This window comes from Enterococcus sp. AN402, assembly GCF_040719405.1.
Taxonomy (GTDB): Bacteria; Bacillota; Bacilli; order Lactobacillales; family Enterococcaceae; genus Enterococcus; species Enterococcus faecalis.
On sequence record NZ_JBFDTM010000004.1, the window covers coordinates 2474217 to 2489911 of the forward strand.

A 15695-nucleotide genomic window follows, 5' to 3' on the forward strand; every position below is an offset into this window, starting at 1 on the left:
ACAAAAAAAAGACAAAAGAAATAGACTAAAAAGATTAAAAAACAAAAGAAAATGGAGGCTATTTTTTTCATGGAAGAATCCCGTGTCCGTCAATTACCAAAAATCGAGCTGCACTGTCACTTAGATGGGTCGATTCGACCAACCACTTTACGCACCATTGCTGAAAAACAAAACATTCCATTACCCCAAGACGAACAAGCCTTGAAAGAGTTAGTGGTTGCCCCTGAAAAATGCACCGATTTGAATGATTATTTAACTCGGTTCGACTTCGTGCTAACCTGTCTACAAACGGCCGAAGCTTTGCAAGCAGCGGCGTATGACGTGATTAGCCAAGCTGCCGAAGATGGCGTGGCTTACATAGAGGTGCGTTTTGCGCCTTCGCAACATACAGAAAAAGGCTTACGGTTACCTGAAATCGTGACCGCTGTTTTAACTGGCTTAAAACAAGGCGAAGAAGATTTTGGTGTAAAAAGCAATGCACTGTTATGCGGCATGCGGCATGACCAACAACAAGCCATAGAAAAAATCGTTCACTTAGCGCATGATTTCAGAGAGACAGGCGTTGTCGGCTTTGATTTAGCTGGCAATGAAGTCGATTTCCCTCCATACACATTTGAAGACGTATTAGCTTTAGCCAACCAATTGTCAATTCCACTAACACTCCACGCTGGGGAATGCGGCTGTGGCAAAAATGTCGCTGATGCTGTCACTTTAGGTGCCACTCGGATTGGCCACGGTATTGCTTTGAAAGATACACCCGAATATTTGGCGCTCTTAAAAGAAAAAAAGGTTCTTTTAGAAATGTGTCCAACTAGCAACTTCCAAACAGGCACCGTCAAAACATTGGCTGAATACCCTTTTCAACAATTTATAGAGGCTGGCTTAGCCGTCTGCATCAATACCGATAATCGCACTGTTTCAGATACTACGTTAACGAAAGAATTCATGAAATTGGCCACTTGGTATCAATTAAGTTATGACGAAATGAAGCAACTCACTAAAAATGCGCTTGCAGGTGCTTTTTTGTCGCCAGACGAAAAAAAACTGTTGAACCAAAAAATTGATCAAGCGTATCTATTCTAAAAAAGAACCTCCACTAAAGTGGAGGTTCTTTTTTACTCTGCTTCTTTAACACTTCGTAAAATATAGTAGCCTTTGTCTTTTGTCACAATTTCAACATTGCCAAATACTTCAGCCATTTTCTTTTCTGCACTAGGTGCACCTTGTTTCTTTTGAATAACCACCGTTAGTGTGCCACCAACTTTCAACAACGGAAAAGCCCCTGTTAAAATGCCATGGACAACTTTTTTGCCTGCACGAATGGGCGGATTGCTAACAATCGCCGCGTAGGTCGTTTCGTTTAAGGTTTCATACACATTGGAAGAATGGATATCCACAGTAGTAATTTGGTTACGTTGGGCGTTCATTTGAGCTAGCCCAACTGCCCGTTGGTTGACATCCACCATTTCCACCAGTCGACCAGTCGCCGCTGCTAAGGACAACCCAATTGGTCCATAGCCACAACCAACATCTAACAAACGGCCTGCTGGTAAATTTTCCCATTCAAAGGCATCAATCAACACACGAGAACCATAATCCACTGTTCCTCTTGAGAAGACCCCGCTATCGGTCGTAAACTGAAAGGTCCGACCACGTAATGGAAAAGACCAGCTTTCTAAATCATGTGCTAATTCTGGATTTTCTGTATAATAATGATTCGCCATTTTGTTCTTCCTATCTATGCTTGTTTTGGTTTTAGTCTACCTTTTATTTCTCGAACAATCAAGGCACCTAATAATTCATAGCCCACTTGTGAAAAATGCAAACCATCCGCTTGTAAAAATTCATCCGTTCCAGGATAAACAGTCATCGCTTTATACAAATCAATAACTGGCAGGTTATGTGCCGCTCCGACTTCTTGTGCAACCTTGACCAATTCCTTGATACGCGTTTGTGGCCGTTCTGGACGTCTGCCACTATCCGCATATGGTGGCGTAATTAAAATCACCTTTTCTGAACCAATTTCGTGAATCATTGTTTCAAGGTTTTCTCTAAACGTGGCTACTGTTATATTTCGATCCAGTGACGCATCATTGGCGCCAAAGAAAATCACCACTTCATCAGGTTTCTCAATTAGTACTTCTTTATTTAATCGTTTTAAACCATCCTCTGTTGTATCGCCAGGCATTCCAGCATTAATGACGGCCACTTCTTCTAGACCCATCGCAGCAATATCCCGTTTCACTAAGTCAACAAGAACAGGTGAGACGGCTTCGTCTAAATAACCAGCAGTAATGCTATCACCAAATAATACAATTTTTCTCATGGCTTTTCCCCTCTTTTCTAACAGTTTTCTCTTTTCATGATACCATTTTCATCATAAATTGGCGAAGAAGGGAATTCTTTTGTAAAATCCTGTGTTTCCCTTGTGAAATTATGGTAAAATGTACAAAGATTGAACAGGGTTTGGTGGAGGAACAATGGACGATAAAATGAATTACTACCCAATTTCCAGAGAAGAATGGCATGGGTTTTATCATGACGGCAAAGCACCGTTAACCGAAGCAGAATTGGATAACATTAAAAGTGTGAACGACCAAATTTCACTAAAAGATGTACAAGAAATTTATGTACCCTTAACGCATCTTATTCATTTATATATGAAAGAATTTGAATCGCTAACACTTAGCAAAGGATTATTCCTACATGAATATGTCTCTGTACCACCATTCATCATTGGAATTGCCGGCAGTGTCGCCGTTGGTAAAAGCACCACCGCTCGTCTTTTGCAAAGAATTCTGGCCCGAACGTTTAAACGAAGAAACGTTCAACTCATTACAACGGATGGATTTTTGTATCCCAATAAAGTGTTAGAAGAACAAGGAATTATGGACCGAAAAGGGTTTCCTGAAAGTTATGACATGGAGAAGCTAATTAATTTCTTAAACGAAGTCAAAAGCGGCAAAGACGAAATTAAAGCACCTGTCTATTCTCACAGTGTCTACGATGTTATCGAAGGCGAATATGAGTTGATTCAACAACCAGATATTTTGATTGTTGAAGGCATTAACACATTACAGTTACCCGCCAATCAACAAATTTATGTGAGTGATTTTTTTGATTTTTCTATTTTTGTGGATGCCGATCCAGCCTTAATTGAAAAATGGTACCTAGAACGTTTTGGGGCCTTATTAGATACGGCTTTCTTAGATCCTAATAATTATTATTACCAATATGCAATTGGCAAACGAGAAGATGCTTTCGCCATGGCACGGAATGTTTGGAAAACCGTGAACTTGCCGAACTTGGAGGAATATATCTTGCCAACGCGCGGACGTGCGGACATTATTTTGCATAAAACGGAAAATCATTTGATTGACCAAATCTATCTACGTAAATATTAAGGGTTGACGAGCTAAGAAATATCCTGTATCTTTTGTAGAAATATCCTTGAAAATTTTCAGCAGAATGCATGACTTTCAAGGAGTAAAATGTTTTAATAAGTATAGCTAGACAAAGAAGAGTACGGAACAAAAGTGAACCACTTTTTAACCGCCTGATTCTCGGCTGTTTAAAAGTAGCCCCTGCGGAATTAAGCCAAAATTTTCTAAAAATCGTAAAATAATTTTTGAAAATCCTTTCTTAATTCTTGGTGCTGACCACTTTTTAACCGCCTTTTCTTTAGATAAATTTAAATGGATAAGGGGTAATAGACGTGACTAACGTTGCCGATTTGACATCTGTCGAAAAAATTATTGTTTTAGACTTTGGTAGTCAGTTTAACCAATTGATTACTCGTCGTATTCGTGAATTTGGCGTATTCTCTGAGTTATTAAGCCACCGAACTACGGCAGAAGAAATTCGCAAAATCGCGCCTAAAGGAATCATCTTCTCAGGTGGACCAAACAGCGTGTATGACAAAGATGCTTTTAGCATTGATCCAGAAATTTATGAGTTAGGAATTCCCATTCTTGGCATCTGCTACGGTATGCAATTAATGACTCATAACTTAGGCGGAAAAGTAGAACCTGCCGCAAACCGTGAATACGGAAAAGCAGAATTAGAAATCCTTGGTGATGCGACCTTATTCCAAGGAACACCTGCGAAACAAACCGTTTGGATGAGCCACGGTGATTTAGTAACAGAAATCGCTCCTGGATTCGAAAAAGTTGGGACAAGCAATGATTGTCCAATCGCTTCTATCGAAGATGCCAACCGCAAATTCTACGGCGTACAATTTCACCCAGAAGTTCGTCATTCAGAATATGGTAACGACTTATTACGTCACTTTGCTTTTGATGTGTGTGGCTGTACTGGTGACTGGAGCATGGAAAACTTCATCGATATGGAAGTCGCTAAAATCCGTGAACAAGTAGGCGATAAAAAAGTCTTACTTGGTTTATCAGGTGGCGTTGACTCAAGTGTTGTCGGCGTGCTTTTACAAAAAGCTATTGGCGACCAATTAACTTGTATCTTCGTTGACCATGGATTATTACGTAAAGGTGAAGCGGAACAAGTAATGGAAAGTTTAGGCGGTAAATTTGGCTTAAACATTATTAAAGTAGATGCAAAAGAACGCTTCTTAAGCAAATTAGCAGGCGTTTCTGACCCTGAACAAAAACGTAAAATCATCGGTAACGAATTTGTGTATGTTTTTGATGACGAAGCAACTAAACTTGCCGGGGAAGAAGGCGTTTCATTCCTAGCACAAGGAACTCTTTACACAGACGTCATCGAATCTGGTACAGAAACCGCGCAAACAATTAAATCACATCACAACGTTGGTGGTCTTCCTGAAGACATGCAATTTGAATTAATTGAACCTTTAAATACATTATTCAAAGACGAAGTTCGTGCCTTAGGAACTGAACTTGGCATGCCTGATGCAATCGTTTGGCGCCAACCATTCCCAGGACCAGGATTAGGTATTCGTGTGCTTGGTGAAATTACAGAAGATAAATTACAAATCGTTCGTGATTCAGATGCTATCCTACGTGAAGAAATCGCAGCATCTGGCTTAGATCGTGACATTTGGCAGTACTTTACTGTCTTACCTGGCATCCGCTCAGTAGGTGTTATGGGCGATGGCCGTACCTACGATTACACAGTCGGTATCCGTGCTGTGACTTCTATCGACGGCATGACCGCTGACTTTGCCCGTATCCCTTGGGATGTTTTACAAAAAATCTCTGTGCGCATCGTGAACGAAGTTGCACATGTAAACCGTATCGTGTACGATATTACTTCAAAACCACCTGCAACTGTGGAGTGGGAATAACAATCAACCCGCTAGAAAACCTATAAAATAGGTTTTCTAGCGGGTTTGCTTTTGCATTATCACACTTTCCTCCCACCATTCTCCATTTTTCCTTTGCTCCACCGCCCTCAAAGTCCTATAATTTAATCATAAGAATAGTGACTATTAATAAAATTCATCAATTAAAAGGAAGCGATTTCAACATGTCAAAAGAAACTTTTCTTAAGTATGGTTTTGTTGTCCTCTTCATAGGAATTTTTTTACTTCGTGCCCAAAAATTTATTTCTGAGCCCCTTTCGTACCTTTTTTCGGTTATTCTTTTGCTTATTGTTGCGTATTTAATACTCGTGAAAAAAATGAACTTTTTCTCAAGTTTGCTCACTGTTACCGATCAACCTTCTTCTACCCAACAACGATTAGGTCAAATCTCTGGTCTTGTCAGTTTATTGATTGGTTTACTTTTGGTAATTCTTAGCTTCATTTTCTTTCTCCAACCTTGATTCCCCCTTGACTCTCCCTTCACTCTTGGCTATGATTACCTTAGCAAGTACAATGGTGTACTGTGAACAGTCGAGCAACGGCGCTCAAAAAGATTGGCTTTCGTGCATTCTTTTTGAGGGCTTTTTATTTTTAGAAAGTAGGGAAATTGAATGGAAAAAATGTACCGCAGTCCGTATGAAGCATACCCGTATCTATCTTCTAAACCAGAAGATTTACGATGTGATTTTGAATTAATGACTGATGAATTGGCCTCGATGACAGGTCTTCTACGAGGATATGTGCAACAATTAGACGTCCCTGAACAGCCTGCACTAACAGAAGAACTAGCCAAAATTTGCGAGTTAATCTACCATGTCAATCCAACGACCCGAACAAAATTAACAGTCACAGAGGAAGAAATAGCCTGGCTTTTGGAACGTGTCAATGCTATGAATGAACTGACATACGAAGAAAATCGTCCTTTTGTTTTACCGATGGGCACAATCTGTTCCTCTTATGCACACATTTTAAGAGCCAAAGCCAAAGATATTGTTCGTTTACTTTATCGCATGGACTATGGTGGTAAAAAAATTGATCCGCAGCTGTATGATGTAGTCAACTTACTCTCAGGTTACTTTTTCATGTTAGCTTTGTATCTAAATAAGCTCGAAAATGGTGAAGAAGTCCCCTTTGTTTCTCGCAACTATTCTATTTAAAAAGTACACCGATCGCTAACGACGAATTGCTAGCGGTCGGTGTACTTTTATACAGGCAAGTAAGCTTCCCCTTTTGCAAATAGTTTAGCAGTACCACCAATAATGACTCGATCTTCTTTCACTTCACAAGTTAAAAAGCCGCCTCTTGGGGACACTTGATAGGCCGAAAGGGTCGTTTGATTGAGCCGTTTTCCCCAATAAGGAATTAAATTGGCGTGCGCAGAACCACAAACTGGATCTTCGTTAATTCTTAGTTTCGGGAAAAAAGTCCGTGAAACAAAATCCACCGAGTCTCCTGGTGCCGTTACAATGACTCCTACTCCTAAATCCAATGCTTTTAATGCAGAAAAATCTGGTGTGATTTTTGCCACTGTCTCTTCGTTTTTTAAGACAAAAAATAAATCGCGGCCTAAATAAGCTTCATAAATTTTCGCGCCTAAAGCGACTTCATACTCTGGCAAAATTGGAATCCTTTCCGGTAGGATATAAGGAAAATCTAGATAATAGTATTCCTCTTTTTTGGTCACTGCGAGCGGTCCACTTTGACTAGTAAAATGGAGTGTTTCTTCCGCAACGGAATAATAGTTAAATAACACAAAAGCCGTCGCTAATGTAGCATGTCCACAGAGATCGATTTCTCGTTCCGGCGTAAACCAGCGCAGGGCGTAACTTTGTCCCACTTTGACTGTAAAAGCAGTCTCTGACAAATTATTTTCAATCGCAATGTTTTGCATCACCGCTTCTGGCAACCATTTTTCCAAAACATAAACAACTGCGGGATTGCCTTTAAAAACTTCCTCCGCAAAAGCATCGACAATATAATAGGAATAACTCATTTTAATTCTCTCCTTGTATTTTTTGATAAATGTATTCCGCGCAACATAAATCCTCAACTGCTAAGCCAACCGCATCAAAAATCGTGCGGTCTTTCTGCTCCGCCTTTAGTTTAACTTTGCCAGTCACTAATTCGCCGAGAGAACCTACAATTTTTTCAGCTGAAAAGGCACCTTCTGAAATCGGAATTAAAAGATCCCCACTTTCTTTTAATGCAGCCGCGTACTCATCTACAAACACTTGACTGTTTTTAACAAGGTCGCTTGTTAATTCTCTGGAAGTCGGCGTGAATGTGCCAATCGCATTGATATGGGCATTCGGCAAAACGTCTTTTTCTTCTAAAAATGCGTCCTGACTGGAAGTTAGTGTACAGATAATTTCCGCTTCCTGGACGGCTTCTTGGACAGAAGAACAACCAATAAAGGTACATTCGGGGTAATTGTGCTGTTGCTTAGCGATTAATTTTCGTGCGCGTTCTGCTGTGCGGTCATATATAAAAACCTTTTCAATCGCCCGAACGCTTTGTAGCGCTGCGAGATGAGACGAAGCTTGTTGACCTGCACCAATCAAAGCGATACTTTTTGCCTTTGGAGCTGCTAAATAATCGGTTGCCAAAGCAGAAACAGCTGCTGTGCGAAGCCACGTAATCGCATTGGCGTCCATCATCGCAACTGGTCTTCCAGTAGAACTATCAAACAATAAAATTTGACCAAGATGTGAGGCCAAATTTTTTTGTGGATTTTCTGGAAAAGCTGTAATGATTTTTGCCCCAAAAAAGCGATTTTTTCCTAAGTAAGCAGGCATTAATGCAAAAAGATTTTGATTTTTCTCATCTGGTAAAACCTCTACATGGCGCTCACTTTGCGAAATTTTTCCTTTTTGCAACTCTGCAAAGCAACGTTTCATCACTTGAATTGCTTCGGAAAACGACAATTGTTGAATAACCCTCTCATAAGAAATAATGTCCATCTGAATTCCTCCCTTTGCGCTATCATAAACCAGACAAACAATACACTCAATGCTATAATTGTATGGAATACAATTTTATAGAAAGGAAGTTCCCCACATGCCGATTAATTCCTATGAGAACTATGCGTTGTCATGGCGCCCTGTTAAAGAACGTTTAACAAGACCTTATTACCAATCATTGGTTCAACAATTAGAAGCGGATATCTTATCTGGTGCGCTTCAAAAAAATGTGAAATTGCCTTCGCAAAGAGAATTAGCTGATTACTTGGATCTGAATTTCACGACGATTGGTCAAGCCTATAAACACGCTATGGAAAAAGGCTTACTTTATACCAACATCGGTAGCGGCACTTTCGTTTCTCCCAACGCGTTTCACTCAATTACAATCTCTACCAACCAAGTAGCGGACCATCTAATTGATTTAGGGCTGGTTAGTTCCTTTGATATGTGTAATCAGCGGATTTTACCTTTTATTGAATCCGTTAGTAAAAATGCGGCCCTTAACAGTTTGCTAAATTATCGCGATCCTTTAGGTACGCACTTTCAACAAGCAACCGCTGCCGAATGGCTTCAGACACAAGGCGTTCGGACCAATGCCGAAGAAGTTGCCATTGTATCTGGTGTCCAGAATGGGCTGGCCGTGACGTTAGCCGCCGCTTTTTCTCCAGGTCAGCGGATTGCCGTAGATCGATACACGTATTCAAATTTTATTGAACTCGCCCAGCTTTATCATTTAGAAATCGTCCCGATTGGCTATGATTCCGAGGGGATGGACCCAGAGCATTTACTGCAAGAATGCAAAAAGAAAAAAATACATGGTATTTTCTTAATGCCCGCATGTAATAACCCGATTGGTTTCCAAATGTCTAGCGCCCGCCGAATGACTTTAGCTGAAATCATTCAGCAAGAACACTTATGGGTAATTGAAGATGACATTCATTCTTTTTTAACAACTTATGCACAGCAAGCAGTTTTACCAACGTTTCAAGAACTCTTACCTCAACAAACGATTTACTTAGCGGGGATGACAAAATTTGTCTGCACAGGCTTACGCATTGCGTACCTTGTTTTCCCTCCGCTTCTTCGCCAAGAAATAGAGCGTGCGATTTTTAATATTAACGTTAAAACTTCTGGCTTTGATGCTGAAATTGTCACCCAAGTCTTACGCTCACCAGTTGCAGAAGAATTAGTGATAGAAAAATTGGCTTTAACAAAACAAGCCAATGACTTATTTGATACCATTTTTGGGTTAGCTAGACCTAGCAATCCTTTGCCGTACTACCGAACTATTCCCCTTTCTACCGAAAAAACGGCGCCGCAAATTGAACAAGAATTTCTCCAAAATGGGGTACGTCTTTTTCACTCGAGCCGCTTTACTGTGCAAAATCAGCCAGATGCTTTTTTACGAATTTCCTTAGCCTCCAATCAGCTCGAGGTATTGGCGAAAGGATTAACCATTATTCAAGAACTCTTACCGACGTTAAACGAAAAGAAAGGACATTCCCTATGAATTCATTGCCAATACTTGAAAAAGCAGTGGGCACGATCACCCTGCTTTCCGAAGAAAAACAAAATGCCGAATATGAAGGCTTTTTATGCCAAGTTAATGAATCGCAACAGCTTATCCGCAGTCGCTTAGCCAAAAAAACGCCGAAAAAAGAAGGCTATTTTGTAGCCTTCTGGGAAAAAAATCAACAAAATCAGAACGAAGCCTTTGATGCTACGGAAGCCCCTGAAATGTTAGCAATTGTCATTGCTGATCAAGAAAAGCAAGGTCTCTTTCTTCCGCCAAAAGAATGTTTAATCCAACAAAAAATTCTCAAAACGCATCAGCAAAAAGGCAAAATGGCGGCCCGTTTTTATCCTTCTTGGTGCCAAAACCTTAATCAAACCGCCAAAAAAACACAAAAATGGCAACTAGCTTACTTTACTGATTTATCTAGATACTAAAAACGTCAGCTGGCTTCAGAAGCCAGCTGACGTTTGTTTCTTCTACTGTTTAGCCAATTGGTGGCGTACCTTCTGCGTTTCCAGCAATCGCTTCGATTTGAATCTGGGCACCTTTTGATAAATCCGTCACGCCAATCACTCTTCTGGCAGGCATGCCTTCAGGGAAGTACGTTTGGTAGACGTCATCTACTACCGCCAGCTCTTCAATCTCTTTCACAAAAATATTCACTTTCACCAGATCAGCTAAGCTGTGATCCACACTTTCAATAATCGCTTTGATGTTTTCTAAACATTGCGTCGTTTGTTCCTTGATTCCGCCAGCGACTAACGCATTTGTTTTAGGGTCCAATGGTAGCTGAGCTGATAGATGGTTGTAATGAGAAAAAGCAACAGTTTGTGTCGAAAATGGACACTTCGGTGCGTGATCTGTATTATTTGCTTCAATAATTAATCCATGTCGATCTTCAATCGCTTGTGGTGGCGTACCATCCCCATGAGAAACCACCGCTTCTACTTGCACCGCTGCGCCCATTGGTAAATCAGCAACAGCAATCACTGTTCGTGCTGGCATGTAATTGACCGTACGCGCAATTCCTGAATCTGGTAAAAAAGCGGCATATACTTGATTGACAGCTTCTAGCTTAGATAAATCTTTTAAATAAATATTGACCTTCACAATATCATCAAAAGGCACATCAATACTGGTTAAAATGGCTTTTATGTTTTTCAAACATTGTTTTGTTTGCGTTTTAACACAGCCAGCCACAACTCTGCCCGTTTGAGGATCTATAGGCAATTGTGCAGACAGATTGTTATAGTGAGAAAACGCGACCGTTTGACTAGCTAGAGCATCAATTGGTGCCTGAACAGTCTGATTTGTTAATTTAATTAAATCCCCAGCTTGAGGTGCATTAGGGATAGTTCCTTCCCCATTTGAAACAAGTGCCTCCATTTGAACAGAAGCGCCTAACGGCAAATCTGCGACGGCGACCACTGTTTTAGCTGGATAATAATGGGTAAAAAAGGCCGCATAGACCTCCTCAACTGCGGCAGCATCCCGCATATCTTTGACAAAAATGGTCATTCTGACAATGTCACTCATCACATGGTTGATACTTTCAACAACCGCTTGGATATTTTTCAAACATTGTGTCGCTTGGGCCCGAATGCCACCTTCTACCAATTGTCCAGAGGTTGGCTCAACAGGTAACTGTGCTGACAAATGATTATAGTGGGAAAATGCGACTGTTTGGGTTGCGAGAGGATGCTTTGGTGCACGCTCTGTATTTCTTGCTAAGACGATATTTTCATTACTCATAACTCTACTCCCTTTTTTAGCATTCCAACAAAATGATTCCGCTTACATTTTCAAGCATTAAACTTCCAACAAGCTCCTTTTTATTTTCCTGCTTTTCTATTAATGGTGATAGCTTTCCACCACCACTTCTTTCAGTCTACAATAAGAACAGGAACATTTCAATAAGGCATTCCTAAATTGATTGTTGGCCCTCAAACAAATCTTCTTCCGTTAAAGAAGGCTGAGGTCGGGAAAGAACCGTTTAGCTCCGAGAAATAAGAAGAAATTTCCGAAAATTGCTCTTTAATTTTTGGAGAATTTCGGCTTATTTCCGAAGGAGTTGGTTCTGTTCCCGCCGTTTATCAGGTTTTGTCCCAGGATCAGTCTTTATAGATAACTCGTTAGCTTTAACTAGTTTTATTTAACCACCATATACTCACGATAATTTTCCGAGAACGTATCCATTAGCGTATAAATTCGTTCAAAATCATAGTCACGACGAGGGTCATCATACCAAACACATTGAATACTTCCAATAATTGGAAGATTTGGGCTACCTGCTGGCACATCTGTAAATGCTTTTTTCGACATATTTGCTAAAGCATCATCATATTGATAAATGCCAGAATCAACATTGCCAGCTACCCAATACCACGCATCATTGGTATTAAAAATTTTGTGTCCTTTTTGAACAAAGTACTCAGGTTTGGCTACGTCATATCCGCTCCAACCGGCTGTCCAATAAGAAATAATAATCTCTGGGTCAAATGTACCGAAAGAATCGTCGCTGTTGTAATAAATGCCATCATTGAAGCTCATTGGCTGCATGCCCGCATCTTTAATTATTTTAGCTAAATCATTCGCATAAGCGACAAAATCCTTGTAGCGCCCAGAAGATTGCAGTTTCGCCCAACCGCCTGTGTCGACATCATTTGCATACTCATCGCCACCAAAATTGAAAATTTCACTATGCGCGGAAAAATAAGCCACGTACTTACTGATAATCGCCTTTGTGAAATTCACTGCCTTTTGGTTCCCTAAATCTACTGTTCGTTTTGAGCCATCAAAAGCGGGATTTTTAATCGCTAGTTTTTCCATAGCCACTAACAAGGCATCCATATGTCCTGGACTGTTAATCACGGGAATGATGTTGATGTTGCGCGCTTTCGCAAAAGCCAACAACCGATCCATTTCTTTTTGTGTTAGCGCGTTGCCATTAGGATCATTGTAATATGCGTTGTTGCCTCGTTGGATTGCTTTTGAAACCCGGTTGTGGTTGTATTTTTTACCATTCACATTGACCGACATATCATCCAAAATAAACCGTAAGCCATCATTTCCTAAAATTAATTGGACATCTGTGTACCCATTTTGACTGGCTTTGGCCACTAATTCTTCCAGTTGCTCCACGGAAAAATATTTTCTTCCCGCATCAATGGAAAAGACACTTTTTAAAGGTTGTGTTTGTTTCTCTTTTAAATTATCCAAAGCTGTTTGGACCTCCGTTTGCCAAGTAGTCACTTGCGCGGCTGTATACGTTTTTCCCGCAAGTTCTGTTGCGACTGTCTCTTTTGTTGTTTGTAATGCTTGAATCGTTTCTGGTGTATAGCTTTCTGCCTTTTCAATGGCTGTAACTGCTTGATCTAACGCACGATATAAAGTGGTTAAGTCAATGGCTAACAGGCCTTTTTCTAATTCAGCATCATAGGTGTTTGAAATCCCTTGGCCATAATCGCCACCTAAAATAGCTTTATTCACATCATAAAGCGTTGTTGCTTGTGTCACTGCTTCTGCGGCTTTATTTTGTGCTTCAAGGTCTGTGTTGGCGTAGCTAATTCGTTTTAAATAGTGTTGCGCAGCCGCTTGCATTTCTCCAAGAGAAACGCCTTTACTCTCTGCAATGGCCGTTTTTGTCCAAAGTAAATTAGAAGGTTTTATCTGATTTAAATCGTCTTCATTATAGGTGCGACCATCGCGATCTAAGGCATAGAGGAACATGCCCCCTAAATTATTTTCATAAGAATAACGAGCTACTTTATACATGTTACTTTCCATATACGGCTCTTTTGTGTCATACCAGCGATTGCGATCTTGCTCTTCTGGGAAAGTTAATCCTGGAACAAATCGTTCCCCATTGAGAACCGGACTTAAATTATTTAATGCTCGTTGCGTGCGTTGGTCATCGCTACCATACTGTTGATACGCGAGAAAATCGAAACAGTCACTGACATCTTGTAAAGGTGGTAAATATTCTGCATTGGTATCATACAAAAATGGACGATCCGTTCCCGACTTCGGTCCAATGTATTTTGATAATGCACGAATGACACCATTAGATAGAACAATATCTTTTTCACTTGGACGAGTTTCCATGTCAATATCTAACCCATCAATTCCTAAATCATCGACAAATTTGGTTAACAACTCTTTCGCATAAGCATCAAATTCTGCTTCTGTAGGCGTTGTTCCTGCATAAGGAACTTTTAATAGCTCGCTGTAATCAATCCCTCGAACTAAACGAACACCTCGTGCATGCAGTGCTGGCGCATACTCATTTTTTAACGTATCATAAAATGGCTGTGCAAGTGCTTCTTGTCCTTTTGGCACATAACTAAAGACATTCACAATGTCAATACCATAAGGAATATCGTGCATCGTTAGCCAATTTTCATCTGGCAATGTTGTATTAACTCCTTGCATCGTTTTGTCACGCCAAGCCCGATAATAAACCATAAAATGTTTCTCTTGGGTCGGCTCATTGGCTTGGCTGATCATTGGTTGATGAAACAGACTAAATAAGATAAACGCCAAGCCAACCAATAACGAAAGACCCAGCCAACTGACAATTGTTTCTCTGTTTTCTCCTTTTCTTGTCGATAAATTGTTCCCCACTTTGAACACCATTCCTTTCTGCACTCCGTTCATTTTTGTGTATCTACCTAAAAAGAAAGCGCATACACAATCATCAATAGAATAACAAAAAATAACGAATTTGCAAAATAGAAACTGGAAAAATGAGGATTTTCTATAAAAATCTTTTCCCGCCTAAAATCACTTTCGTTAGGCGGCGTTTAAATGTAAACTTTGAGACTTGCAAGAAAAATGGGCCTATTTTTCTTGCAAGTTTCCTTTACTTAGTCGTGATTAACATCGGCGATTTTCACAACAATTTTCCCTTGTGCTCGTCCTGTCAGTGAATAATCCACCGCTTCTTGAATTTGGCTAAAAGGAACGACTCGGTCAATTATCGGCTGTAATTTTCCCTGTTCAATGAACTCAGTGAGTAAAGCTAATTGCTCGCCATCTGGACGCATAAACAAAAAATGATAACTAACATCTGTGGCTTGCTCCAATCGATGAATCTTGCGAGTAGCTATTTTAAAGGCCCATTGTTTCCAAAGCGGCAAGCCATACTCTTTAGCAAAACGTTCGTTGGGAATGCCTGACAATGTAACGACTTTTCCCTGAGGTTTAACCACTGAGAAAGCTTTTTCTAAGATTGTCCCCCCCATTGTATCAAACACATAATCGTAGTCTGATAAAACTTCTTCAAAATTTTGTGTCCGATAGTCAATCACTTCATCTGCTCCCAACGCTTGAACCCATTCTTTATTTCTACTACTCGTGGTGGTGGCAACGTAAGCGCCCGCTAGTTTTGCTAATTGAATCGCAATGGTTCCAATCCCTCCTGAACCTGCTTGAATCAGGACTTTCTGGCCTGGCTGCACATTCATAATATCATGTAGCGCTTGATAACTTGTCAAACCGACTAACGGAATGGCCGCAGCTTCTTCAAACGTTAAATTTTTCGGCTTCATAGCTACAGCCGCTTGATCCACTGCAATATATTCAGCAAAAGTTCCCACGCGATTTTTGGGTACTCGCCCGTAAACTGCATCGCCCAGCCTAAAATTTTGAACTTTTTTTCCAACAGAGACAACAATCCCAGCAAAATCACTGCCTAAAATCAGTGGCATTTGATAATTTAAAAGCATCTTTACTTTGCCATCTTTTGTTTTTAAATCAATCGGGTTGATACTGGCAGCGATAATTTTGACCAAAACATCGTTGTCATGAATGGTGGGTAAGGGCACCTCCTCGATTGCTAATTCTTTTTGTCCGTATTTATGAATTAAAGCGGCTTTCATCATTGAATCTTTCCTCTCTTTCTATCCCTTCTATCGGTTTAAAA

The 15695-nt window shown here is 40.3% G+C and carries 14 protein-coding genes; 7 read left to right on the plus strand and 7 right to left on the minus strand.

The genetic code is table 11. From position 1 onward, the window contains the following. Positions 1-51: 51 nt before the first annotated feature. Positions 52-1083: an adenosine deaminase gene (add, locus tag AB1I62_RS13550; RefSeq protein ID WP_002356163.1), complete on the plus strand. Its 1032-nt coding sequence runs from the start codon at positions 52-54 to the stop codon at positions 1081-1083. Between the two features lie 32 nt (positions 1084-1115). Here the strand turns inward: add and AB1I62_RS13555 are convergent, their stop codons facing one another. Further along, entirely contained in the window at positions 1116-1724 is a 609-nt protein-coding gene (locus tag AB1I62_RS13555; RefSeq protein WP_002356162.1) for a class I SAM-dependent methyltransferase, read from the minus strand. A gap of 14 nt (positions 1725-1738) precedes the next feature. Then, entirely contained in the window at positions 1739-2326 is a 588-nt protein-coding gene (locus tag AB1I62_RS13560) for an SGNH/GDSL hydrolase family protein (RefSeq protein ID WP_002356161.1), read from the minus strand. Between the two features lie 154 nt (positions 2327-2480). Between AB1I62_RS13560 and coaA the strand changes: the two genes are divergently transcribed. From coaA to AB1I62_RS13580, 4 genes are all read left to right on the plus strand, one after another. Continuing rightward, positions 2481-3404 carry a type I pantothenate kinase gene (gene coaA / locus AB1I62_RS13565; RefSeq protein WP_002356160.1) on the plus strand — a complete coding sequence of 308 codons (924 nt, stop codon included), beginning with the start codon at positions 2481-2483 and terminating at the stop codon, positions 3402-3404. A 311-nt stretch (positions 3405-3715) separates the two neighbouring features. Beyond that, positions 3716-5278 carry a glutamine-hydrolyzing GMP synthase gene (gene guaA / locus AB1I62_RS13570; RefSeq protein WP_104859625.1) on the plus strand — a complete coding sequence of 521 codons (1563 nt, stop codon included), beginning with the start codon at positions 3716-3718 and terminating at the stop codon, positions 5276-5278. Between the two features lie 137 nt (positions 5279-5415). After that, positions 5416-5757 (plus strand): hypothetical protein, encoded by a 342-nt coding sequence (locus tag AB1I62_RS13575; protein ID WP_164978400.1) that lies wholly within the window; start codon positions 5416-5418, stop codon positions 5755-5757. 150 nt (positions 5758-5907) lie between these two features. Next, a complete protein-coding gene (locus AB1I62_RS13580; protein ID WP_010816962.1) occupies positions 5908-6453 on the plus strand; it encodes an ATP--cob(I)alamin adenosyltransferase in 546 nt (181 codons plus the stop codon). A gap of 47 nt (positions 6454-6500) precedes the next feature. Here the strand turns inward: AB1I62_RS13580 and AB1I62_RS13585 are convergent, their stop codons facing one another. Then, the gene (locus AB1I62_RS13585; RefSeq protein WP_104859627.1) at positions 6501-7289 is read right to left on the minus strand and encodes a PhzF family phenazine biosynthesis protein; all 789 of its coding nucleotides are present in this window, start codon (positions 7287-7289) and stop codon (positions 6501-6503) included. Between the two features lies 1 nt (position 7290). Beyond that, positions 7291-8256 (minus strand): ornithine cyclodeaminase family protein, encoded by a 966-nt coding sequence (locus tag AB1I62_RS13590; RefSeq protein ID WP_104859628.1) that lies wholly within the window; start codon positions 8254-8256, stop codon positions 7291-7293. A 97-nt stretch (positions 8257-8353) separates the two neighbouring features. On the opposite strand from AB1I62_RS13590, the gene AB1I62_RS13595 reads away from it, so the two are divergent. Continuing rightward, positions 8354-9766: a PLP-dependent aminotransferase family protein gene (locus AB1I62_RS13595; protein WP_002396155.1), complete on the plus strand. Its 1413-nt coding sequence runs from the start codon at positions 8354-8356 to the stop codon at positions 9764-9766. Continuing rightward, positions 9763-10206 carry a MepB family protein gene (locus AB1I62_RS13600; protein ID WP_367019345.1) on the plus strand — a complete coding sequence of 148 codons (444 nt, stop codon included), beginning with the start codon at positions 9763-9765 and terminating at the stop codon, positions 10204-10206. The genes AB1I62_RS13595 and AB1I62_RS13600 overlap by 4 nt, the downstream gene beginning before the upstream one ends. 49 nt (positions 10207-10255) lie before the next feature. Here the strand turns inward: AB1I62_RS13600 and AB1I62_RS13605 are convergent, their stop codons facing one another. The 3 genes from AB1I62_RS13605 to AB1I62_RS13615 form a co-directional block, all read right to left on the minus strand. Then, positions 10256-11524, minus strand: coding sequence for a RidA family protein (locus tag AB1I62_RS13605; RefSeq protein WP_104859630.1), 1269 nt, complete (start codon positions 11522-11524; stop codon positions 10256-10258). A gap of 396 nt (positions 11525-11920) precedes the next feature. After that, positions 11921-14428 carry a family 20 glycosylhydrolase gene (locus AB1I62_RS13610; protein WP_104859631.1) on the minus strand — a complete coding sequence of 836 codons (2508 nt, stop codon included), beginning with the start codon at positions 14426-14428 and terminating at the stop codon, positions 11921-11923. 209 nt (positions 14429-14637) lie between these two features. Then, on the minus strand, positions 14638-15654 hold the full coding sequence (locus AB1I62_RS13615) for an NADP-dependent oxidoreductase (protein ID WP_002391757.1): 1017 nt from the start codon (positions 15652-15654) through the stop codon (positions 14638-14640). Positions 15655-15695 lie beyond the last annotated feature (41 nt).